Source organism: Variovorax sp. IB41 (assembly GCF_016405905.1).
In the GTDB taxonomy this organism is placed as follows: Bacteria; Pseudomonadota; Gammaproteobacteria; order Burkholderiales; family Burkholderiaceae_C; genus Variovorax.
Genome location: NZ_JAEFCB010000020.1, coordinates 83,184 through 102,992, shown reverse-complemented (window position 1 = coordinate 102,992; position 19,809 = coordinate 83,184). Strand labels below are relative to the sequence as shown.

The 19,809-nt window shown below is 69.2% G+C and carries 20 protein-coding genes; 12 read left to right on the top strand and 8 right to left on the bottom strand.

What is annotated here, in order from left to right; translation table 11 throughout:
* Window positions 1-5 precede the first annotated feature (5 nt).
* From kdpC to kdpE, 5 genes are all read left to right on the top strand, one after another.
* The gene (gene kdpC, locus JC881_RS26845; RefSeq protein ID WP_198788753.1) at window positions 6-593 is read left to right on the top strand and encodes a potassium-transporting ATPase subunit KdpC; all 588 of its coding nucleotides are present in this window, start codon (window positions 6-8) and stop codon (window positions 591-593) included.
* Between the two features lie 156 nt (window positions 594-749).
* Entirely contained in the window at window positions 750-1,052 is a 303-nt protein-coding gene (locus JC881_RS26840; protein ID WP_233102062.1) for a hypothetical protein, read from the top strand.
* A complete protein-coding gene (locus JC881_RS32635; RefSeq protein WP_256219249.1) occupies window positions 1,042-1,176 on the top strand; it encodes a hypothetical protein in 135 nt (44 codons plus the stop codon). Before JC881_RS26840 ends, JC881_RS32635 begins: the two co-directional genes overlap by 11 nt.
* Before the next feature lie 25 nt (window positions 1,177-1,201).
* Window positions 1,202-3,946: a DUF4118 domain-containing protein gene (locus JC881_RS26835; RefSeq protein ID WP_198788751.1), complete on the top strand. Its 2,745-nt coding sequence runs from the start codon at window positions 1,202-1,204 to the stop codon at window positions 3,944-3,946.
* A 4-nt stretch (window positions 3,947-3,950) separates the two neighbouring features.
* Window positions 3,951-4,649 (top strand): two-component system response regulator KdpE, encoded by a 699-nt coding sequence (gene kdpE, locus JC881_RS26830; protein WP_198788750.1) that lies wholly within the window; start codon window positions 3,951-3,953, stop codon window positions 4,647-4,649.
* A 30-nt stretch (window positions 4,650-4,679) separates the two neighbouring features.
* On the opposite strand, the gene JC881_RS26825 is transcribed toward kdpE, so the two are convergent.
* The 6 genes from JC881_RS26825 to JC881_RS26800 all read right to left on the bottom strand — a co-directional run bounded on the left by JC881_RS26825 (window position 4,680) and on the right by JC881_RS26800 (window position 10,999).
* Entirely contained in the window at window positions 4,680-5,810 is a 1,131-nt protein-coding gene (locus JC881_RS26825; protein WP_198788749.1) for a zinc-binding dehydrogenase, read from the bottom strand.
* An 89-nt stretch (window positions 5,811-5,899) separates the two neighbouring features.
* Window positions 5,900-6,451, bottom strand: a complete 552-nt coding sequence (locus JC881_RS26820; RefSeq protein ID WP_198788748.1) for a dual specificity protein phosphatase family protein — start codon at window positions 6,449-6,451, stop codon at window positions 5,900-5,902.
* Window positions 6,448-6,942, bottom strand: coding sequence for a hypothetical protein (locus JC881_RS26815; protein WP_198788747.1), 495 nt, complete (start codon window positions 6,940-6,942; stop codon window positions 6,448-6,450). The genes JC881_RS26820 and JC881_RS26815 overlap by 4 nt, the downstream gene beginning before the upstream one ends.
* Complete coding sequence (locus JC881_RS26810) at window positions 6,939-8,093, bottom strand: MGDG synthase family glycosyltransferase (RefSeq protein ID WP_198788746.1); 1,155 nt, start codon at window positions 8,091-8,093, stop codon at window positions 6,939-6,941. Before JC881_RS26810 ends, JC881_RS26815 begins: the two co-directional genes overlap by 4 nt.
* A 323-nt stretch (window positions 8,094-8,416) precedes the next feature.
* Window positions 8,417-9,862 carry a nicotinate phosphoribosyltransferase gene (locus JC881_RS26805; protein WP_198788745.1) on the bottom strand — a complete coding sequence of 482 codons (1,446 nt, stop codon included), beginning with the start codon at window positions 9,860-9,862 and terminating at the stop codon, window positions 8,417-8,419.
* Between the two features lie 66 nt (window positions 9,863-9,928).
* Window positions 9,929-10,999 carry a bifunctional nicotinamide-nucleotide adenylyltransferase/Nudix hydroxylase gene (locus JC881_RS26800; RefSeq protein ID WP_198788744.1) on the bottom strand — a complete coding sequence of 357 codons (1,071 nt, stop codon included), beginning with the start codon at window positions 10,997-10,999 and terminating at the stop codon, window positions 9,929-9,931.
* Window positions 11,000-11,080: 81 nt separating this feature from the next.
* Between JC881_RS26800 and JC881_RS26795 the strand changes: the two genes are divergently transcribed.
* The 5 genes from JC881_RS26795 (at window position 11,081) to JC881_RS26775 (ending at window position 15,646) form a co-directional block, all read left to right on the top strand.
* On the top strand, window positions 11,081-11,914 hold the full coding sequence (locus JC881_RS26795; RefSeq protein ID WP_198788743.1) for a pseudouridine synthase: 834 nt from the start codon (window positions 11,081-11,083) through the stop codon (window positions 11,912-11,914).
* Window positions 11,915-11,924: 10 nt separating this feature from the next.
* Window positions 11,925-13,028 (top strand): winged helix DNA-binding domain-containing protein, encoded by a 1,104-nt coding sequence (locus tag JC881_RS26790; protein ID WP_198788742.1) that lies wholly within the window; start codon window positions 11,925-11,927, stop codon window positions 13,026-13,028.
* 121 nt (window positions 13,029-13,149) lie between these two features.
* Complete coding sequence (locus JC881_RS26785) at window positions 13,150-13,806, top strand: response regulator (protein WP_013544025.1); 657 nt, start codon at window positions 13,150-13,152, stop codon at window positions 13,804-13,806.
* The gene (locus JC881_RS26780) at window positions 13,806-15,182 is read left to right on the top strand and encodes a sensor histidine kinase (RefSeq protein ID WP_198788774.1); all 1,377 of its coding nucleotides are present in this window, start codon (window positions 13,806-13,808) and stop codon (window positions 15,180-15,182) included. The genes JC881_RS26785 and JC881_RS26780 overlap by 1 nt, the downstream gene beginning before the upstream one ends.
* 125 nt (window positions 15,183-15,307) lie before the next feature.
* Window positions 15,308-15,646, top strand: coding sequence for a hypothetical protein (locus JC881_RS26775; RefSeq protein ID WP_198788741.1), 339 nt, complete (start codon window positions 15,308-15,310; stop codon window positions 15,644-15,646).
* 25 nt (window positions 15,647-15,671) lie between these two features.
* On the opposite strand, the gene aqpZ is transcribed toward JC881_RS26775, so the two are convergent.
* Together aqpZ and JC881_RS26765 are read right to left on the bottom strand one after the other, a co-directional pair.
* Window positions 15,672-16,379: an aquaporin Z gene (gene aqpZ / locus JC881_RS26770; protein WP_198788740.1), complete on the bottom strand. Its 708-nt coding sequence runs from the start codon at window positions 16,377-16,379 to the stop codon at window positions 15,672-15,674.
* Between the two features lie 179 nt (window positions 16,380-16,558).
* Window positions 16,559-17,569, bottom strand: coding sequence for a zinc-dependent alcohol dehydrogenase family protein (locus tag JC881_RS26765; RefSeq protein ID WP_198788739.1), 1,011 nt, complete (start codon window positions 17,567-17,569; stop codon window positions 16,559-16,561).
* A gap of 98 nt (window positions 17,570-17,667) precedes the next feature.
* Between JC881_RS26765 and JC881_RS26760 the strand changes: the two genes are divergently transcribed.
* The gene (locus tag JC881_RS26760) at window positions 17,668-18,588 is read left to right on the top strand and encodes a LysR substrate-binding domain-containing protein (protein ID WP_198788738.1); all 921 of its coding nucleotides are present in this window, start codon (window positions 17,668-17,670) and stop codon (window positions 18,586-18,588) included.
* A gap of 67 nt (window positions 18,589-18,655) precedes the next feature.
* Entirely contained in the window at window positions 18,656-19,705 is a 1,050-nt protein-coding gene (locus tag JC881_RS26755) for an ABC transporter substrate-binding protein (protein ID WP_198788737.1), read from the top strand.
* The last annotated feature ends 104 nt before the right edge of the window (window positions 19,706-19,809 follow it).

Sequence of the window (19,809 nt, the reverse complement as noted above, 5' to 3'; positions counted from 1 at the left end):
TTCTCATGAACAAGAATGGCAGCATTTTTCGTCCCGCAATCGTGCTCTTCGCACTGCTGAGCGCGCTCACCGGGCTCATCTATCCGATGGCCGTCACCGGCGCCGCGAAAGCGGTGTTTCCGAAGGAGGCGGCGGGCAGCCTGATCGTGCTGGACGGCACGACCGTCGGCTCCAAGCTCATCGGCCAGAACTTCAGCGACCCCAAGCACTTCTGGGGCCGCCCGTCGGCCACCGCGCCGCAGCCCTACAACGCGAGCGCCTCGGGCGGCGCGAACCAGGGGCCGCTCAACCCGGCGCTCACCGACGCGATCAAGGCGCGCATCGAAGCGCTTCGCGCCGCGGACCCGGGCAACACCGCGCCGGTGCCGGTCGACCTCGTCACGGCTTCGGCCAGCGGGCTCGACCCGGACATCAGCCCCGCCGCCGCGCACTACCAGGCGGCCCGCGTCGCGCGCGTGCGCGGGGTGCCGGTGGAACAGATCAACGCGCTCATCGAGAAGCACACCCAGGGCGCGCTCTGGGGCCTGCTCGGTGAATCGCGCGTCAACGTTCTCGCACTGAATCTCGCGCTCGATGCTTCGGCTGCGCGTTGAGGAGAAAAAACCATGGCCTATGCCGCTTACCGTGAACACCCCGGCACAGAACGATCTGCCCCCCGGCTTGCCACTTCGTGTGCTTCGCCACCCCCCAAGGGGGAGGCTCGGCCGCCGTGGGGCGGCCCGGCGGTGGCCGGCCGAACGCACGCGTCCATGACCGCCACCAGCCCGTTCTACGTGCTCGATGTCACCGTCTGCTGCGCCGACGCGCTGCGCGTGCGCCGCAGCATCGCGGGCTGCCCCGATGCGGGCGTGGTGCGCTGCGAGCCGCTGCTGCACGCGCTTTGCTCGCAGGAGAGCGACGCGCCCTGCGTGCGCCTCATGATCCGCCTGCCCATCGCCAGCTACGCCGAGGTGCTGCACCGCCTGATCGAGTGCGTGCCATCGGGCGAGATCGGCCGGCTCGTGAGCTGGCGCGAGCACCTGGCACGCTGCGGGCTGCGCGATGGTCACTGACCTCTTTCACGCGCTGCTGGCGCTCGCGGCGCTGTTCGTGCCGCTGGGCTTTGCCTGGTGGGTGCTCTCGCGCACCGCGCGCCGGCACGAGGCCAGGCGCCGCAAGGGCGGCCCGATGCGATAACCTGCGCAGCCATCCCACGCCGTCCATGCCCGACACCCGCCCCGACCCCGACGCCCTGATTGCGCAGCTGCGCAATGACGAGGCGCGTGCGCTGCGCGGCAAGCTGCGCATCTACTTCGGCGCCAGCGCCGGCGTCGGCAAGACCTGGGCGATGCTGAGCGCCGCCCAGCGCGAGCGCACCGCGGGGCGCGACGTGCTCATCGGCCTGGTCGAAACGCACGGCCGCAGCGAAACCGCCGCGCTGCTCGCGGGGCTCGACACGCTGCCGCTGCGCGAGCTGGCCTACCGCGGCCGCACGCTCGCCGAGTTCGACCTCGATGCGGCCCTCGCACGCAAGCCCGCCGTGCTGCTGGTCGATGAACTGGCCCACACCAACGCCCCCGGTTCCCGCCATGCCAAGCGCTGGCAGGACGTGCAGGAGCTGCTGGCCGCGGGCATCGAGGTCTGGTCGGCGCTCAACGTGCAGCACCTGGAGAGCCTGAACGGCACGGTCGGCGCGATCACCGGCGTGCGCGTGCACGAGACGGTGCCCGACACCGTGCTCGACGAAGCCGACGAGGTGGTGCTGGTCGATGTCACGCCCGACGAGCTCACCGCGCGGCTCGCGGCCGGCAAGGTGTACCTGCCGCAGCAGGCCGAGCGCGCCGCGCAGAACTTCTTTCGCAAGGGCAACCTGATCGCGCTGCGCGAGATTGCGCTGCGCCGCACCGCCGAACACGTGGAAGACGATGTGCGCGGCTGGCGCGTCGAGCAATCGGGCGCGGCCGGCAGTGGAAATGGCGGCGCGCTGCAGGCCTGGAACACCTCGGGCGCGATCCTCGCGTGCGTCGGCCCGCACGAAGGCGCAGCGCAGACGGTGCGCACCGCGGCGCGGCTCGCGGGCCAGCTCAATGTGCGCTGGCATGCGGCGTATGTCGAAACGCCGCGGCTGCAGCGCCTGGCCGCCGCGGAGCGCGACCGCATCCTCGCGGTGCTCAAGCTGGCCGAGGAACTGGGCGCCGCCACCGCGGTGCTCACGGGCTCCGACGTGGCCGAGCAGCTGTCCGAGCAGGCCCGCCGGCTCAACTGCGCGACGCTGGTGATGGGGCGTTCGGAGCCGGCGAGCGGATGGCGCCGCTGGTGGCCCGCGTCGCCGGTGCCGTTGCCACGGGCGCTCGCGCAACGCGCGCCCGCACTCGACATCCTGGAAGTCGGCCGCGCCGACAGCGCGCGGCGCCTCGCGCGCACGCCGTTCAACACCCCGCGTGCCGACGACGACGATCACGAGAAGGCGCCGATCCACTGGCCCGGCTACGCCTGGGCCACGGCCACCAGCGTGGCGCTCACGCTGGTCTGCACGCCGCTCGCGGGCGTGCTCGAACTCTCGAACATCGTGATGCTGTTCCTGCTCGGCGTGGTCGGCGTTGCGATGCGATTCGGGCGCGGGCCGTCGGCGCTCGCAGCCTTGCTCAACGTCGCGGCCTTCGACTATTTCTTCGTGCCGCCGCGCCTGTCGTTCGCGGTGAGCGATGTGCAGTACGTGCTGACCTTCGCGATCATGCTGGGCGTCGGCCTGCTGGTGGGGCAGCTCACCGCGGGGCTGCGTTTCGCGGCCGGCGTATCGACCAGCCGCGAGCGGCGCGCGCGCTCGCTGTTCGAGCTCACGCGCGAACTCTCGGCGGCGCTGGAGAGCACGCAGGTCGTCACGCTAGGCGCCGCCGCGGTGCAGGGCCACTTCGGCGGCCGTGCGCTGGTGCTGGTGACCGATGCGGCCGACCAGCTCGTGCTGCCGAAGGAGCCGCCCGAGGGCTTCGATGCGCAGGTGGCCGACTGGGCCTTTCGCCACGGCCAGCCCGCGGGCCTTGCGACCGCCACGCTCGCGGCGCAGCCGTGGCACTACGTGCCGCTGCAGGCGCCGATGCGCGTGCGCGGCGTGCTGGCGCTCGCGCCCGCGCAGCCGCGCTGGCTGCTGATCCCCGAGCAGGCGCAGCAGCTGGACACGCTCGCGCGGCAGATCGCGATCGCGCTGGAGCGCGTGCACTACGTCGAGGTGGCGCAGCAGGCCGTGGTCGAGATGGAATCGGAGCGGCTGCGCAACGCGCTGCTCGGCGCGATCTCGCACGACGTGCGCACGCCGCTCACCGCATTGATCGCATTGGCCGAATCGCTGCAGACGCTGCCGCCCGAGGAGCACGGCAACGCGGCGCGCGCCATCGTCGCGCAGGCGCACGAGCTGCATGCGCTGGTCAACAACCTGCTGGACATGGCGCGGCTGGAAAGCGGCATCGCGGGCGGCGCGGTGAACCTGCGGCGCGACTGGCAATCGGTGGAGGAGGTCGTGGGCTCGTCGATCCGCGCGGCGCGCACGTCGCTGGGCGATGCCGTCGTGCAGACCGCGCTCGATGCGGAACTGCCGCTGGTCGAGTTCGATGCGGTGCTGATCGAGCGCGTGCTCGTCAACCTGCTGGAGAACGCCACCAAATACGGCGCGCCGCCCATCGTGGTGGGCGCGCGCGCCGAGCCCGGCACGCTGGTGCTCACGGTGCGCGACCACGGCCCCGGGCTGCCCGCAGCGCTGCTGGGGCGCGAACAGAAGCTGTTCGACAAGTTCACGCGCGGAGAAGCCGAGTCGGCCACGCCGGGCGTCGGCCTGGGTCTCGCGATCTGCCGCGCGGTGGTGAGCGCGCACGGCGGCGAGATCACGGCCGCCAACGCGCGCGACGGCGGTGCAGAATTCACCGTCACCCTGCCACGCCGCGAGCCGCCCGAACCGGCCGAAGCGCAACTCTGAAGCCATGCCATCCCCCACCGCCATCGTGATCGAGGACGAGCCGCAGATCCGCCGCTTCGTGCGCGGCGCGCTCGAGGCCGAGGGCTGGCTGGTGCACGAGGCCGGCACGCTGCGCGACGGCCTCGCCGCGGCCGGCACGCGCCAGCCCGACCTGCTGGTGCTCGACCTGGGCCTGCCCGATGGCGATGGCGTCTCGTTGATCCGCGACGTGCGCGGCTGGTCGGCCGTGCCGATCATCGTGCTGTCGGCGCGCACCGACGAAGCCGACAAGATCGCCGCGCTCGACGCCGGCGCCGACGACTACCTCACCAAGCCCTTCGGCACCGGCGAACTGCTGGCCCGCGTGCGCGCCAACCTGCGCCGCCCGCGCGCGGCCGGCGGCGGCAACGACGAACCGGCCGAAGCCGTCTTCCGATTCGGCGAGATCGAACTGGACCGCGCCGCGCGCATCGTGCGCCGCGCCGGCGCCGAGGTGCACCTGACGCCGACCGAGTACCGGCTGCTCTCGGTGCTGGTCGCGAACGCAGGCCGCGTGCTCACGCAGCGCCAACTGCTGCGCGAGGTGTGGGGGCCGTCGCACACGGACCAGAACCACTACCTGCGCATCTACATGGGGCATCTGCGGCAGAAGCTGGAGGCCGATCCGGCGCAACCCAGGCATCTGCTGACCGAAACGGCGGTGGGGTATCGGCTGGTCGTCTAGGCGGACGTCCCACCCCCCCCAAGCGGGAGATCAGGCCGCAACGCCCTTGTTCGGATTCAGCAGGAACTTCTCCCCCGTCGCCTGCTTGCCATACACCCCGATCGCATCGAGCTGCAGCGCTTCGAGCAGCGAGATCTCCCGCGTGTAGTGGCTTGCGAACGTCGTCTTCAATTCGGACACGACGCGCGCCTTAAGCCGCTGCGTCCCCTCGGCCCCCAGCTTCTGCAGGAACGGAAACAGCAGCCATCCGCCCATGCCCCACGACATGCCGAAGTTGCGCACGAACTCGGTGGGATTGCGGTCCAGGCCGCCGTAGATGTAGACCTGCTTGTGCGTGGTCGAGCCGTAGCGGCTGTATTCCTTGGCGGTGCGGTTCAGTGCCGCTTCCATGCAGCCGAGAATCTGGCCCGCGAGCTTGCCGCCGCCCGTTGCATCGAAGGCCAGCGTCGCGCCGGTGTCGACCAGCGCTTGCGTCAGGTCTTCGAGGAAGGTCGGCGAGGTTGCGTTGCACACGTACTTCGCGCCGAGGCCGCGCAAGAGCGCTTCCTGCTCGGGCTTGCGCACGATGTTGACCAGGTCGATACCGTCCTTCTGGCAGATCTTGTTGAGCATCTGCCCCAGGTTCGATGCCGCGGCCGTGTGCACCAGCGCCTTGTGGCCTTCGCGCCGCATCGTCTCGACCATGCCCAGCGAGGTGAGCGGGTTGACGAAGCACGAGGCGCCTTCGGCCGGCGTCGTGCCGGCGGGCAGTTCGAGGCATTGCGCCGCGGAGATGGCGCGGTACTGCGAATACATCGCGCCGCCGATGGCCGCCACGGTCTTGCCGAGCAGCGCTTGCGCGGCCGGCGACGAGCCGGCCTTGACCACCACGCCCGCGCCTTCGTTGCCCACGGGCATCGACTGGTCGAGACGCCCCGCCATCGAAGGCCGCGCGCGTTCGGGAACGATGGCGGTGACGACCGGGCGGTCCGCGGTGCCCGATGCCTTCGCGGTGGTCATGTCGGCCGCGCCGAACAAAAGGCCCAGGTCCGACGGATTCATCGGCGACGCCTCGACGCGCACGATCACTTCATCGGCCTTGGGTTCGGGGATCGGTTCGTCGTGCAGCGAGAGTTCGAGTTCGCCGCTCGAGCGGACGAGGGAGCGCAGTTGGAGTGCCATGGAAGAAGCCTCTTTGAAGGTCGTTCGGAGATGGCCATCGGCCACGGGGCGGCCAGTATAGGAGCGGGTCGTGAAAGCTGCAGGCGCCTTCAGGACACCACCGGAATCACCGGGGCATGGGCCAGCGCATGGCGCATCCGCAGCGGATCGAGCCGCTCGATGTAGCGCGGAATGTTGCGCCACAGCGTGTGATAGCCGTAGCCGCCGCGCAGCATCTCGTGGCGTGCGCTGTCCTTGTCCCAGTCTTGCACCGCCATGCGGTAGACGGCGGCCACCACGCCGGTGCGGTCGGCGCCGTGCATGCAGTGGATCAGCACCGGCCCGTGCTTCTCGGCCTCGCGGATCGCGACCAGCGCGCGCAGCACCTTGGCATCGTCGATGGACCAGGTATTGATCGGCACGCGCACGAGGCGGATGCCGCTGCCCGCGAACACCTTCTTGTCGTCGTTGAACGACCGCAGGCTCACGATGGTGCGGATGCCCAGCGACTGCAGCGCCGCGACGTTCGCGCGCCGCGGCTGCGCGCTGCGGTACAGCGTGGGCGTGATGCGGTGCAGGTTCTCGACCTGCAACTCGTCCAGCGGATCGGCCCAGTGGCCGGGGCGCAGGTCGTCGGCCTGGGGTGTTTTCGCTGCCGTCATCGCGCGCGCCGGCGCCAGTGGCGCACCGTGAGGATCAGCGCCGCCACCGCGAGGCCGCCCCAGTAGTCCACGGGTGCGCCCCACAGCCAGTGCTTGTGCCAGAACGCATCGACCGGGTTGAAGCGCGCCCAGCCGAAGGCCGGGTTGATGATGAACCACAAAAAGTCTTCGCAGACCCAGAACACGATCAGCCCCGCGAGCGCGAGCCCCACGTCGCGCCAGGTCCAACGGCCATTGAAGGCCAGCGGCGCGAAGAACACCAGCGCCATGAAGGTGAACACCCAGGCGTGATATCCGGTCATCGCGCGGCCGCCCCAGAACAGGTCCAGCCAGATGCTGTTCTCGATGCGCCATGTCGGCAGCGACGTGGCCCAGCCCGCGCCGCCTTCGATCTGGATCTCGGCGTTGGCGAAGAAGAAAGCCATCACGACCACCCACGCGAGGTAGCCCAGCGTTCGGCCCACGCCGGTCTTTTCAGTCGCGCCGCTCACGCTGTCGCACCCAGCACGTGTTGGAGCACGGCCCGCGCCGCCTGCGGCTTGCCGAGCGCGCGGCTGCGCGCGGCCATGTCCGCGAGCTTGGCCGGGTCGGCCATCAGGCGCGCCACCTTGTAGTCCAGGCCGATCGCGTCGTAGGCCAGCCACGCGGCGCCTTCTTCCATCAGGAATCCGGCGTTGTGTTCTTCCTGCCCGGGGATGGGCGAGATCAACAGCATCGGCTTGCCGAGCGCGAGGCACTCGGACACGGTAAGCCCGCCAGGCTTGGTGACGACCAGATCGGCCGCGGCCATCATCTTGTGCATCTCGTTGGTGAAGCCCACGGCCACCACGCGGCCCGGGTGGCGCGCCGCCAGCGCCTGCAGCTTGCCGTGCGCCTCGACGTTGCGGCCCGCGACGGCGATGACCTGGAAGTTGCCCTGTTCCCCGTCATGCCCGCCGAGGCCGAGCACGCGCTCGACCATGCTCGCAAGGTCGCCCACGCCCGCACCGCCCGAGGCCATCAGCAGCACGGGCCGCGACGGATCGAGCCCGAGTTCGGCAGCGCAGGTGTTGCGCGCGAGCGCCGGCGCGTCGGGCTCGGAAAACGCCGGCATCACCGGAATGCCGGTCACGTGGATGCGGTCCGCGGGAATGCCGCGCGCGCGGAGGCGAAAGGCCACTTCCTCGGTGGCGGCCAGATAGCCCGCCATGCCGGGAATCAGCCACATGTTGTGCAGGTCGTAATCGGTGATCTGCAGCCACACCGGGTAGTCGATGCGCCCGCGGTTGCGCTCGCGCATCAGCAACTCTGCCGGCAGGAAGTGCGTGCAGATCACCGCATCGGGCTTCTCGCGCCGGATCTCGCGCACCAGCGCGCCGGTGCTCAGCCGTTCGATGCCGCGGCGCAGGCGCTGCGAGGGCGCGTGGTGCGGCGTGGTGTCGGTGCGCTGGTGCAGGTACGACCACAGCTCGGGCGCGCGGTTCACCAGCTGGATGTACCAGTCGGTGTAGACCTTGCGAAAGCCGCCGGCCACATGGGCCATGGCGTCGGTGTGGACCGCCGTGCAGGGCGGGGCGAGGGACTGGGCGGTGGCGGCGAGCGCCTGTGCTGCACGCACGTGGCCGTTGCCGGCGCTCACGCTGAGGATCAGGAGTTTGGTCATGGATTCGGCTGTCTGGGCGGATTATGGCCATGGCCTGTGGCAGTGTTTCGGGCCTGTCGATTCGGGGCGGCACACCCGCCGACGGTGGGCTCTGTTTCGCGAATGTCCCCCGGCCTGCGGCCTCCCCCTTGATTTCGCGAAACAGAGCCCACCATCGGCGGGAGCGCTTTCAGAGCAGTCGTTGATCGCCGATCACCAGCAGCGTGCCCACGTGCGCAGGGCATCGGGTGCTCCCCGCAGCGAAATCAAGGAGGAGGGCGAAGCCCGGGGGACATTCGCGGAGGGGAGTACCCGGTGGCCTGTGCACCCGCCCTGAAAAATCTTCAGAGCGGCGCCCGCGAAGTGACGAACTGATTCACCCCAATGGCCGCCCGTTCGCGAATCGCATCGAACGTGGTGTTCGAAACGATGCGCCCGTTCTCGAACACCGTCTGCAGCAGATCGGCTTGACCATCCGCAAGCGCTTCTTCGCGCAACGTCTGCACCTCTCCGCGTGCATTCCGAACCAGCGCAAGACGCCCCTTCTTCGAAGCCTTGCTCACATCCCCCACCGGCGACTTGTAGACATCGCGCCACTCGCCGTTCACCTGCATCGCCGAGCACTTCATCGCCCACTGCATGGTGTCGCGGTTGACCTGCTGCAGCAACCCGCCGCCCATGCCGAAGGAAATGTTCTCCGTCGAAAACCCGTTGTGGAAGAAGTTCGACAGGCACAGCCGCAGCGAGTCGAGGTTCACGCCATCGCCCTGGATGATCCGCACATTGTTCAGCACGCGGAAGCCCTTCGCGTTGGTCGTGGTGCCGAAACGATCGGCCAGGATCTGCGCCACCTTGAGCGTGGTCTCGGCCGGGTCGCCCGAGTCGGGCCGCACCACCAGCGTCGCGCCCGAGGCCACCACCTTGGCCTTGAGCTCGCCGCCCCAGATCCGCGCGCAGGCATTGAAGATGTCGTAGCTGTCGCTCACCACCGCGAAGGTCGCGCCGGGCTTGCCGAACTGGTCGACCATGTTGCTGTACGCGTCGGATTCATGGTCGCGGCCCCAGCCCGTGATGGTGCTGTGCTCGGCCGCGGGAATCGAGAAGCCCGCCACGTCGCAGTCGTAGTAACGGCGTGCCGCGACCAGCGCGGCCAGCGTGTCGGTGCCCATGAAGTTGACCAGGTGCGCCATGCCGCCGAGCGCCGCCGATTCGAGGCTCGACACCCCGCGCGCGCCGAAGTCGTGCAGCCTGAAGGCGATCTGGCCTTGCGGGTCGTCGCAGGTCGCTTCGAGGTACCGAAGCAGCGTCGTGCGCGCGGCCGCGGAGAGCGTGGCCACGGTGGTCGGGTACCAGATCGCGCGCAGCAATTCGGTTTCGAGAAAGCTCGTGACCCAGAAGAATTCGGGGTCGGTGTTCTCGATGGTGGCCAGCACGTTGTGCACCGGCAGCACGCTGCCCTCGGGCACCGCGCGGATGCGCACCGGCATCAGCCCGCCGTGCTTCTCGATCAGCCGCAGCCACCCTTCGCGATTGAAGGGCTCGCCGTGCACGGCCATCATGGCCGCGGCTTCGTCGACATCGGCCAGCGTCACCGGCGTCTGCAGGTATTCGCGCAGGTACGCCTGCAGGCCGAAGAAGAGCGAGTGGCTGAAGAGCCCGCCGCGCGATTCGATGTAGCTGTGCACGGTCTGCGTGCCGGGCGGATATTGCATCCAGTGCGACACCTTGTAGGAGTCGGTGCGCAGCAGCAGGTTGTTGCCCAGGGGCGAGGAGGTGAGGTTGCGGTTCATTGTGAAAGCTCCTTTCACGTGGGCCCCGTCAACCGGCGCCCGTTCTTGCTGACAAAGCCTGGTCGTTCAGTTCTTGCCCAGGCCACCCAAAAAATGATTCGCGATGAAGTAATGATCCTCGTAGATGCGGTCTGGCATACCGAGGAACTCGGCGATCGGCACCCAGCGCACCTCGGCCGCATCGTCGTCGGCGCGCACGTCCGACAGGCCCGTCCACTGGTTGTGCGCCAGTTCGAAGAAGAAGCCGTGCGTGATCGTGCGGCCGCGCTGCGAGCGGTCGGGCGCATCGAACACGTGGCTGGCCTTCATGCTGCCGTTGAGCACGGGCACGGGGACCTTCAGGCGCGTTTCTTCCTTCAGCTCGCGGATGGCCGCGTCCTGCAGCCGCTCGTGCTGGCCGACGAAGCCGCCGGGCAGCGCCCAGGTGCCCTTGCCGGGATGGAACTTGCGCTGCACCAGGAGGATGTGTCCGGCCTCGACCACGATCGCATCGACCGTGGTGTAGATCGGCGGAAAGTCGCTGCCCGCATAGCGGTACTTGTCGCGGTAGTCGACGAGGAAGGCGCGCTCCTCGCAGAGCTCGGCGTAGTCGGCCGTGTGCGTGAACTGGTCGAGAAAGGCCGCGGTGCCGTCGGGCAGGTCGGCCGGTGCGAGCTGGCCGCGGTTCTCGGGGTCGAAGTAGAGGCTGCGCACGTCGGTGGCGTTCAGGCTCTCCACGCTGTGCTGGCCGACGAACTCCCAGTGCGGAAAGAGCTTGAGGTAGTAGCTCGAGGCGTCTTTCAGGTGCCCCACCAGCGCGACCTTGGCCTGCGCGGGCACGTGGCCGTCCTGCTGGATCAGCCGCTCGACGGCCGACTGGATCGACGCGATCCAGATCTGGTCGTTGTAGGGCGAATCGCCCACGCCGACGACGCTCACGCGCATCTGCTCGGTGCCGCGCAGGCAGGCGCGCACCATGCGTTCGCGTTCGTCGAAGGTGAAGGGGTTCTTGACGCTCCGAGGCTTGCGGTCGGAGCCGACCACCACGATGACCCGATCGGCGGCGCGCAGGCCCTCTTCGATGAGTCGCTGGTGACCGAAATGGACGGGCTGGAAACGCCCGATGACGATGGCGTACTGGTACTTGCGTGTGCTCACTTGGGAATCCCCCAAAATTGGCGCAATCAACTTGCGCTTGGGTTCAGGATAGCATCGGTGCCGCACATTGATCAACCCCCGATGACCGAGCCCTCCACCTCCCCCAACGCGCCCGTGCGCCTGAACAAGCGCATGGCCGAACTCAAGATGTGCTCGCGCCGCGAGGCCGACGAGTGGATCGCCAATGGCTGGGTGAAGGTGAACGGCAAGCCAGCCGAGATGGGCGTGAAGGTCACGCCGTCGGACCGCATCGAGATCGACAAGGCCGCCAAGGGCCAGCAGGCGAACCAGGTCACCATCCTCATCAACAAGCCGATCGGCTTTGTGAGCGGGCAGGCCGAAGACGGCCACGAACCCGCAGTCACCCTCTTCACGCCGCAGAACCGCTGGGCGGACGACAACGCGCGCTTCTTCTTCAGCCCCCAGCAGCTGCGCGGGCTCGCCCCATGCGGGCGTCTGGACATCGATTCGATCGGCCTCCTGGTGATGACGCAGGACGGCCGCATCGCGCGCCAGCTGATCGGCGAAGACTCGGTGATGGAGAAGGAGTACCTGGTGCGCGTGGCGTACCACGGCCTGGGCCAGCCCGCGCCCACGGGTCAGCTCATCCGCATGGACGACGACGACCCCGTCACGCAGAACGTGCAGGCGGTCTTTCCGCCGGCGATGCTCGCGAAGCTGCGCCACGGCCTGAGCCTGGACGGCCAGGCGCTCAAGCCGGCGCGTGTCGAATGGCAGAACCCCGAGCAGCTGCGCTTCGTGCTCACCGAGGGCAAGAAGCGGCAGATCCGCCGCATGTGCGAACTGGTCGGGCTGAAGGTGGTGGGCTTGAAGCGCGTGCGCATCGGCAAGGTGATGCTGGGCAACCTGCCGGTGGGGCAGTGGCGCTACCTCGGGCCGCACGAGAAGTTCTGAGTCTTTGCCGATGGCCGCCCTGCTGAGCCGGCGTGCGCTGAACCGGGCGACGCTCGCGCGGCAGATGCTGCTGGCGCGGCGCAAGGCGACGGTCGCACAGGCCATCGAAAAACTCGCAGGGCTGCAGGCGCAGGCACCGAACCCGCCTTACATCGGCCTGTGGAGCCGGCTCGAAGGCTTTCGCCGCGAGCAACTGTCCGAGGCGCTGAAGAGGGGCCGCATCGTGCGCATGTCGACGTTGCGCGCGACCCTGCACCTGATGACGGCACGCGACGCACTGGCATGGCGTCCGCTGCTGGAGGCCGTGCATCAGCGCGGCCTGTCGGGCGAGCATTCGCGGGCCCTCGAAGACATCGACCGCGCGGCCGTGGTGAAGGCCGGCAAGGCCTTGCTCGACGAAGGCCCGCTCACCGGCACCGAGCTCGGGCAGGCGCTCGCGGCGCGCTGGAAAGACCGCGCGCCCGCGTCGCTCGCCGCACTCATCCGCAACAACATGCCGCTGGTGCACCTGCCGCCCGCGGGCAGTTGGAACTCGCATCAGAACGCACGGCTGCAGCCCATCGGGCAGTGGCTCGGCGAATCCGCCCCTGATGCCGCTTCCGCAACGCAGGACGACCTGCTGCTGCGCTACCTCGCCGCCTTCGGCCCCGCGACGCTCGCCGATGCCGGCGCATGGTCGGGCCTCACCGGCTGGAAGGCCGTGGCCGAGCGCCTGCGGCCGCAGCTGCGCGTGTTCACGGGCGAAGAGGGCCAGGAGCTGTTCGACCTGCCGCGCGCGCCGCGCCCCGACCCCGACACGCCCGCGCCGCCGCGCCTCGTCGCCGAATGGGACAACCTGCTGCTCTCCCACGCCGACCGCGGCCGCGTGCTGAGCGAGGCACATCGCGCCCGCGTGTTCACCATCAACGGCATCGTGCGCGGCACGGTGCTGCTCGACGGTTTCGTGGCGGGCACCTGGAAGATCGAGCGCGCGAAGCACGCGGCCACGGTGGTGCTGGCGCCCTTCGCGCGATGGTCGAAGGCGGACCGGCTCGGCGCGCAGGAAGAGGCGATGCGCCTGCTGGCGTTCGCGGCGGACGGCGAGGGCGAGCGGCACGACGTCCGCGTGCTGTGACCCTGGTGCCTGCTCGGCGGCTAAGGCACGCTTAAGACTTCGCCCCTACGCTGCGCCGCGGCGCAAGGCACTACCGATCATCCCGATCACGTGCTACCTTGCGGCCCAAGGAGTCGTTGCAATGCGCGTGCTTTTGGTGGAAGACGACGAAATGATCGGGCGCAGCCTGAAACAGGCGCTCGAGGGCGCGGGCTGGTCCGCGGACTGGGTGCGCGACGGCGAGCTCGCGCAGAGCGCCTTGGGCGACGGCGGCTACACCTGCGTGCTGCTCGACCTGGGACTGCCCAAGCAGGACGGCACCGACGTGCTGCGGCGCGCCCGCGAACGCGGCGATGCGACGCCGGTGCTGGTGCTCACCGCCCGCGACGGCCTGGACGACCGCATCAACAGCCTGGACCTGGGCGCCGACGACTACCTGCTCAAGCCTTTCGAGTTCCGCGAACTGCTCGCGCGCATGCGGGCCATCGTGCGGCGCCGCGATGGCGCGGCGCATTCGCTGGTGGGCAGCGGCGTGCTGCAGCTGGACCTCACGACGCGCGAGGTGCTGGTGAACGGCGCGCGCGAGGCGCTCACCGCGCGTGAGTTCGCGCTGCTGCATGCGCTGCTCGAACGGCCGGGTGCCATCCTTTCTCGCGAGCAGTTGGAAAACCGCATCTACGGCTGGGGCGAGGAAGTGACGAGCAACGCCATCGACGTGCTGATCCACGGCATGCGCCGCAAGCTCGGCGCCGAGTCGATTCGCAACGTGCGTGGCCTGGGCTGGCGCGTCGCCGCGTGATGGAGGGCGCCGCGCAGCCCGGCCGCTGGTGGCGACCGCGCTCGCTGCGCCGGCAGCTCCTGCTGTGGCTGATCACGCTGCACCTGGTCGGGGCGGTCGCGACGGCGTGGTTCTCTTTTCTGGCGTACGGCAACCTGGTCCACAACGCGCTGGACGACCAGATGCGGCTGGTGGCCGAGTCGTACACCGGCAACGATCCGCCCAAGGCGCCTCGCGCGGTCGATGGCGAGGCCGCGTTCTCGCGAGGGGCCTTCGTCGTGCAGATCTGGAGTGCCGACGGCACGACGCTGCGCGCGAGCTCGTGGCCCGCGCTGTCGGTGCCGCTGCAGTCCGGCGAGGGCTTTCGCAACGTGAACGCGGGCGCCCATGCGCATTCGAGCTGGCGCGTGTTCACCGCCGAGCCCGGCACGCGCGCGGACCAGCCGCGTGTGCAGGTGCTGCAGAACGAGGACTACCGCCGCCGCCGCGCATTGCGCCGCGCCCTGCTCGAAGGCCTGCCGATCGCGCTGCTGCTGCCGGCGGCGCTGCTGATCCTGTGGATCATCGTCTCGGCCGCCTCGCGCTCGCTGCGCGGGGTGGCGCGCGACGTGGCATCGCAGGACGAGCGCAGCCCCACGGAGCTTTCGCTCGCGCGCGTGCCCGACGAGATCGCGCCGCTGGTGGGCGCCTTCAACAACCTGCTCTCGCGCGTGCGCAGTGCCTTCGCCACTCAGCGCCGTTTCGTGCAGGACGCGGCGCACGAGCTGCGCACGCCGATGGCCGCCATCGGCCTGCAGATCGAGAACCTGCGCGCGCACGTGCCGGCCGGCGAAGCCACCGACCGCTTCAACCAGCTCGAGGCGGGCGTGACGCGCGCGCAGCACCTCATCGAGCAGTTGCTCAGCCTCTCGCGGCAGGACGCACCGCAGCGCGCCATGGTGCGCGAGGCCATCGACATCGAGGTGCTGCTGCGCGAGAGCGTGAGCCAGCTGATGGTGCTGGCCGATGCGCGGCGCGTGGACGTGGGCTTCGAGGGCAGCATCACGCCGGTGGTGTCCGCGCCCGCGGCCGAGTTGCGCAGCGTGTTCGACAACCTGATCGACAACGCGCTGCGCTATGCGCCCGAAGGCGGCGTGGTCGATGTGCGGCTGCACGAGGTCGACGGCCATGCGGTGGTCGATGTGCTGGACAACGGAGCGGGCATTCCGGAGAGCGCCATGGGGCGCGTGTTCGACCGCTTCTTTCGCGTGCCGGGCGCGGCGGCCGGCGGCAGCGGGCTCGGGTTGGCGATTGCGCGGACTGCGGCCGAGCGCAACGGGATGCGCATCGAACTGCACAACCGCGTCGACGGCCCCGGGCTCATGGCGCGCGTCCATCTGCCGTCATCGTCCCCCTAAGCCGCAGCTAACTCTTCGCTCATCCTCACCTCAGTCGGGCTGCCTAGAGTGCGTTCAGGTCCTGCCACGCGCAGTTCGCGCGATGGCTCGAGACCGGAGACAACCTGCCCTCAGGAGCACACACCATGCGCACTTCCTTCAAGCTTCTCGCCATTGGTTCCTTCGCTGCGCTCGCAGCGCTGGGCACCGTCAATGCATCGGCCGAAACCACCGATGGCTCCGACTTCCATCCGCTGCAGATGAACTCGGCCGAAAAGCCCGAGGTGCAGGCCGGCGCGATCGCCGCCGCGCATCCGAGCGGCACCGAGTCCATCGGCCAGTCGACCAGCGCGCCCGCGATGCTGTCGAAGATCTCGGACACCGAAGTGCAGGCCGGCGCCTATGCCGCCTCGCACCCCACCGGCACCGAGTCGATCGGCCAGTCGACCTCGCTGCCGCTGGTGAAGTCGGCCAACGGCAGCTGACGCGAGGCAACGGTAGCGACGACGCTCAGTCGTCGTTGCCGTTGCTGAGCAAGGCGCGGTAGATCACCGCGCCGATGATTGCGCCCGCGATGGGCGCGACCCAGAAGAGCCACAGTTCCGACACCGCATGGGACGGCCCGAAGAGGGCCGGGCCCGTGCTGCGCGCCGGGTTCACCGACGTGTTGGTCACCGGGATCGAGATCAGGTGAATCAGCGTGAGGCACAGGCCGATGGCCATGCCCGCAAAGCCGCCCGCTGCGCGCTTGGCCGTCGAGCCCAGGATCACGATGAGGAACACGGCCGTCATCACCACTTCGCACAGCGCCGCGGCGTACAGGCTGTACTTGCCGGGCGAGTGCTCGCCGTAGCCGTTGGTGGCGAAGCCGCCGATGTCCGCGCCTGGTTTGCCCGTGGCGATCAAATAGAGAATGCCGGCCGCCGCAATGGCGCCGAGCACCTGCGCCACGATGTAGCCCGCGAGCTGCGAGGCCTTGAAGCGGCCCGCGGCCGCGAGACCGATCGACACCGCCGGATTGAAGTGCCCTCCCGAAATCGGCCCCAGTGCATAGGCCCCCGTCACCACCGTGAGACCGAAGGCCAGCGACACCCCGAGCAGGCCGATGCCCACACCCGGAAAGGCCGCGGCCAGCACTGCGCTTCCGCAGCCTCCGAGCGTGAGCCAGAAAGTACCAATGAACTCGGCCGACCATTTTTTGTAGGTACTGTGTTCCATAACGCCCCATCTGAAGTTTGAAAAAGCGCGCACGACCGAGGCCAGGCGCGGGCGCATTCTGAGACGAGAAATGGAGCGCGTCGAGCATCTCGTTGCGGCGAACGGAACCTCTTCACGGATCGCGCAATTTTTGAACGCTGCTGCAACTGCGTTGCATGTGAACGGAAGGCCTCAATACTTCAGAGCGTGATGACGATCTTTCCGAATGCGCCGCGTTCCAGGTGATCGAGCGCGGCGGGCAGCGCATCGAAACCGTACTGCGCCGCGATCACCGGCTTGATCGCGTTGACGTCGATGGCGCGCACGAGATCTTCGAGCGCGCGCCGATGGCCGACGCCGATGCCCTGCACCGTCACGCGGCCGAGCACCATGGCATAGAACGACGCGCTCAGCGTCTCGCCGCCGAGCATGCCGATGATCGACACGCGCCCGCCCTGCGTTGTGGCCTGCAGCGAGCGATCCAGGTTCGGGCCGCTCGACAGTTCGAGCACGTGGTCCGCGCCGCGTCCGTGGGTGAGGCGGCGCACTTCGGCGGGCCAGTCGCCATCGCGCAGCAGCACATGCGAGGCGCCGAGCGCGAGCGTCTGCTCGCGCTTGTCTTCGCTGCCCGTCACCACGATGACCTGCGCGCCATGCAGCCGCGCCAGTTGCAGGCCGAACAGCGCGACGCCGCCGGTGCCGTGGATGAGCACCGTCTCGTCCGCGCGCAGCCCGCCGGTCTCGGCGAGCGCGAACCATGCGGTGAGGCCCGCGCAGGGCAGTGTGCTGGCTTCGGCCAGGCTCAGCGTGGCGGGCGCGGCCACGGCCCAGGCCGCATCGATCAGCACATGCGATGCGAGCATGCCCGGCCCGGGACCGCCGGCGAGCACGGCTTCGCTGTGCCATTGGCTGTCGATCCATCCGCCCCAGAAGGTGTTGACGACGCGGTCGCCCACGGCGAAGCGCTTCACCCCGGGGCCCGCCGCGATCACCGTGCCCGCCATGTCGGAGCCGGGCGTGAAGGGCATCTCGAGCGCCATGCCCATGCCGTCGCGAATCATCAGCAGGTCGCGGTAGTTGAGCGACACCGCGCCGACCCGCACGAGGATCTGGCCCGCGCCCGGCAAGGGCAGCGGCGCCTCGGCCTGTTCGAGATGGGCGCGGCCGAATCGGGAAAGCTGCCAGCGGCGCAGCGTCTGGGGTTCTTGCATCGAAAAGCTCCACGAAAAAGCGAAGCCCAGATCCTATTGACGATGAAAAATATCCGGTGGTGGATAATTTTCGCCTTGATGGCGCTTGAAAGTATCCAATGGGCCAACGCCTGCAGGGCATTGAGGAATTCGTCGCGGCGGTGGAAGCGGGCAGCTTCGCGCTCGCGGCGCAGCGGCTGCACGTCACCCGATCGGCGGTGGCCAAGAGCATCGCGCGGCTGGAGGCGCGCCTGAACACGCGGCTGTTCCTGCGCACCACGCGCAGCCAGAGCCTTACCGAAGAAGGCCACGGTTACTACGAACGCTGCCGCCGCGCGCTGGCCGAGCTCGACGCGGCCGAGGCCCACACCGACGTGGCGCGCAGCACCGCGACGGGCCTGGTGCGCCTGAGCATGCCGGCGATGCTCGGCCGGCTCAAGATCGGGCCGCTGCTGCTGGCGCTGGCACGGCGGCATCCGGGGCTCTCGCTCGAACTCGGGTTCAGCGACCGGCGCGTGGACCTGGTCGAGGAGGGCCTTGATCTCGCGATCCGCAGCGGCGAACTGCCCGACTCCTCGGACCTGGTCGCGCGGCCGGTCGGCGTGCAGTGGATGGTGCTGTGCGCCGCGCCCGCGTACCTCGCTGAGCGCGGGCATCCGCGCGGCATCGACGCGCTCCAGGCGCCGGGAACGCCGCACGAGGCCGTGCTCTATGCGCGCGACGGCCAGGTCTCGACCTGGCGCTTTCACGATGGCGATGGCCGGCTCGTCGATGTGACGCTGCCTTCGCGCCTGCGCTGCGACAGCGCCGAGGTGCTGCTCGAAGCGGCCGTCGGCGGCATGGGCCTCGTGCGCCTGCCCGCGTGGCTCGCGGCCGATGCGCTGGCCGCCGGCACGCTGGTGCGCGTGTTCGAGGAGCCCAGGCCCTTCGGCTTCGAGCTGAACGTGATCCGCTCGCGCAGCCGCTACCTGCCGTTCAAGACGCGCGTGGTGATCGACTGGCTGGCCGAGCACCTGCCGCCGCTGCTGGCCGCGCCGTGAACCGTCGTGCGGGCGCTATCCTGCGCCCCTGAACCATACAGACCACATACAGCCCGAGGAGAAGCGCATGCGCACCTTTGCCATCCGGAATATCGCGGCCAGCGCCGCCTGCCTGGCCACCGTCGCCGTCTTGGCGCTGTCGCCGCAGAACGCGGCTGCGCAGGGCACGGTCAACGCGCTGTGCAGCACCGACGCGGGCTGGTGCGAGGCGGCCGCCGCGGCCTTCACGCGCGAGACCGGCATCAAGGTGCAGCAGGCGCACAAGGGCACCGGCGAGATCGGTGCCCAGCTGCGCGCCGAAGCCGCGAACCCCAAGACCGACATCTGGTGGGGCGGCACCGGAGATCCGTTTTTGCAGGCGGCCGAGCAGGGCCTGCTGGAGCCCTATCGCCCGGCCTACATCAACGACCTGCACGACTGGGCCGTGCGCCAGTACGCGCTGTCGCAGAACATGGTGGGCGGCTTCTACACGAGCGCGATCGGCTTCGGCTTCAACACCGACGTGCTGCGCAAGAAGAAGCTGCATGAACCCAAGTGCTGGGCCGACCTGGTCAAGCCCGAATACAAGGGCGAGATCGAGATCTCGCACCCCGCCTCCAGCGGCACGGCCTACACCATCATCGCGGGGCTCGTGCAGCAGATGGGCGAGGACGCGGCCTTCGAGTACCTGAAGAAGCTGCACAGGAACGTCACCAGCTACACCCGCAGCGGCCAGGCGCAGGCGCCCAACGTGGCCAAGGGCGAGGTGGCCATCGGCGTGAGCTTCATCTTCGGCTTCGAGCGCTGGCGGTACGACAAATTTCCGGTGAAGACCGCCGCGCCCTGCGAAGGCACGGGCTACGAGATCGGCGGCATCGCGCTCGTGAAGGGCGCGCGCAACAAGGAGAACGCCAAGCGCTACTACGACTGGCTCATGAGCCCGAAGGGCCAGGCCATCGGCGGCGAGGCGGGCAGCCTGCAGTCGCCGGCCAACAAGACCTTCAAGCCCGATGCGCGCATTCCGTCGATGGCCGACGTGAAGCTCATCAAGTACGACTTCCAGAAATACGGGCAAGCGGCCGAGCGCAAGCGGTTGATCGACCGGTGGACACGCGAGGTGGAGTCGCAGCCGAGGTGAGCCCCCGCTCTCTCACACACACTCCCCCTCTCAGACGACGGCTTGTTGTTTTTCAGAACATGAACCCCAGCTCACAAAATTGGTAATAGCCCGGCCGCCGCCGG

Bases quoted from the DNA above. Each gene is read 5' to 3' on its own strand.
- JC881_RS32635 (WP_256219249.1), top strand. From the start codon at position 1,042: ATGGTCACTGACCTCTTTCACGCGCTGCTGGCGCTCGCGGCGCTGTTC.
- JC881_RS26805 (WP_198788745.1), bottom strand. From the start codon at position 9,862: ATGAACCGCAACCTCACCTCCTCGCCCCTGGGCAACAACCTGCTGCTG.
- JC881_RS26820 (WP_198788748.1), bottom strand. From the start codon at position 6,451: ATGACGGCAGCGAAAACACCCCAGGCCGACGACCTGCGCCCCGGCCAC.
- JC881_RS26765 (WP_198788739.1), bottom strand. From the start codon at position 17,569: ATGCAAGAACCCCAGACGCTGCGCCGCTGGCAGCTTTCCCGATTCGGC.
- kdpC (WP_198788753.1), top strand. From the start codon at position 6: ATGAACAAGAATGGCAGCATTTTTCGTCCCGCAATCGTGCTCTTCGCA.
- JC881_RS26825 (WP_198788749.1), bottom strand. From the start codon at position 5,810: ATGGCACTCCAACTGCGCTCCCTCGTCCGCTCGAGCGGCGAACTCGAA.
- JC881_RS26785 (WP_013544025.1), top strand. From the start codon at position 13,150: ATGCGCGTGCTTTTGGTGGAAGACGACGAAATGATCGGGCGCAGCCTG.
- JC881_RS26755 (WP_198788737.1), top strand. From the start codon at position 18,656: ATGCGCACCTTTGCCATCCGGAATATCGCGGCCAGCGCCGCCTGCCTG.
- JC881_RS26775 (WP_198788741.1), top strand. From the start codon at position 15,308: ATGCGCACTTCCTTCAAGCTTCTCGCCATTGGTTCCTTCGCTGCGCTC.
- JC881_RS26780 (WP_198788774.1), top strand. From the start codon at position 13,806: ATGGAGGGCGCCGCGCAGCCCGGCCGCTGGTGGCGACCGCGCTCGCTG.
- JC881_RS26810 (WP_198788746.1), bottom strand. From the start codon at position 8,093: ATGACCAAACTCCTGATCCTCAGCGTGAGCGCCGGCAACGGCCACGTG.
- aqpZ (WP_198788740.1), bottom strand. From the start codon at position 16,379: ATGGAACACAGTACCTACAAAAAATGGTCGGCCGAGTTCATTGGTACT.
- JC881_RS26790 (WP_198788742.1), top strand. From the start codon at position 11,925: ATGGCCGCCCTGCTGAGCCGGCGTGCGCTGAACCGGGCGACGCTCGCG.
- JC881_RS26835 (WP_198788751.1), top strand. From the start codon at position 1,202: ATGCCCGACACCCGCCCCGACCCCGACGCCCTGATTGCGCAGCTGCGC.
- kdpE (WP_198788750.1), top strand. From the start codon at position 3,951: ATGCCATCCCCCACCGCCATCGTGATCGAGGACGAGCCGCAGATCCGC.
- JC881_RS26795 (WP_198788743.1), top strand. From the start codon at position 11,081: ATGACCGAGCCCTCCACCTCCCCCAACGCGCCCGTGCGCCTGAACAAG.
- JC881_RS26840 (WP_233102062.1), top strand. From the start codon at position 750: ATGACCGCCACCAGCCCGTTCTACGTGCTCGATGTCACCGTCTGCTGC.
- JC881_RS26760 (WP_198788738.1), top strand. From the start codon at position 17,668: ATGGGCCAACGCCTGCAGGGCATTGAGGAATTCGTCGCGGCGGTGGAA.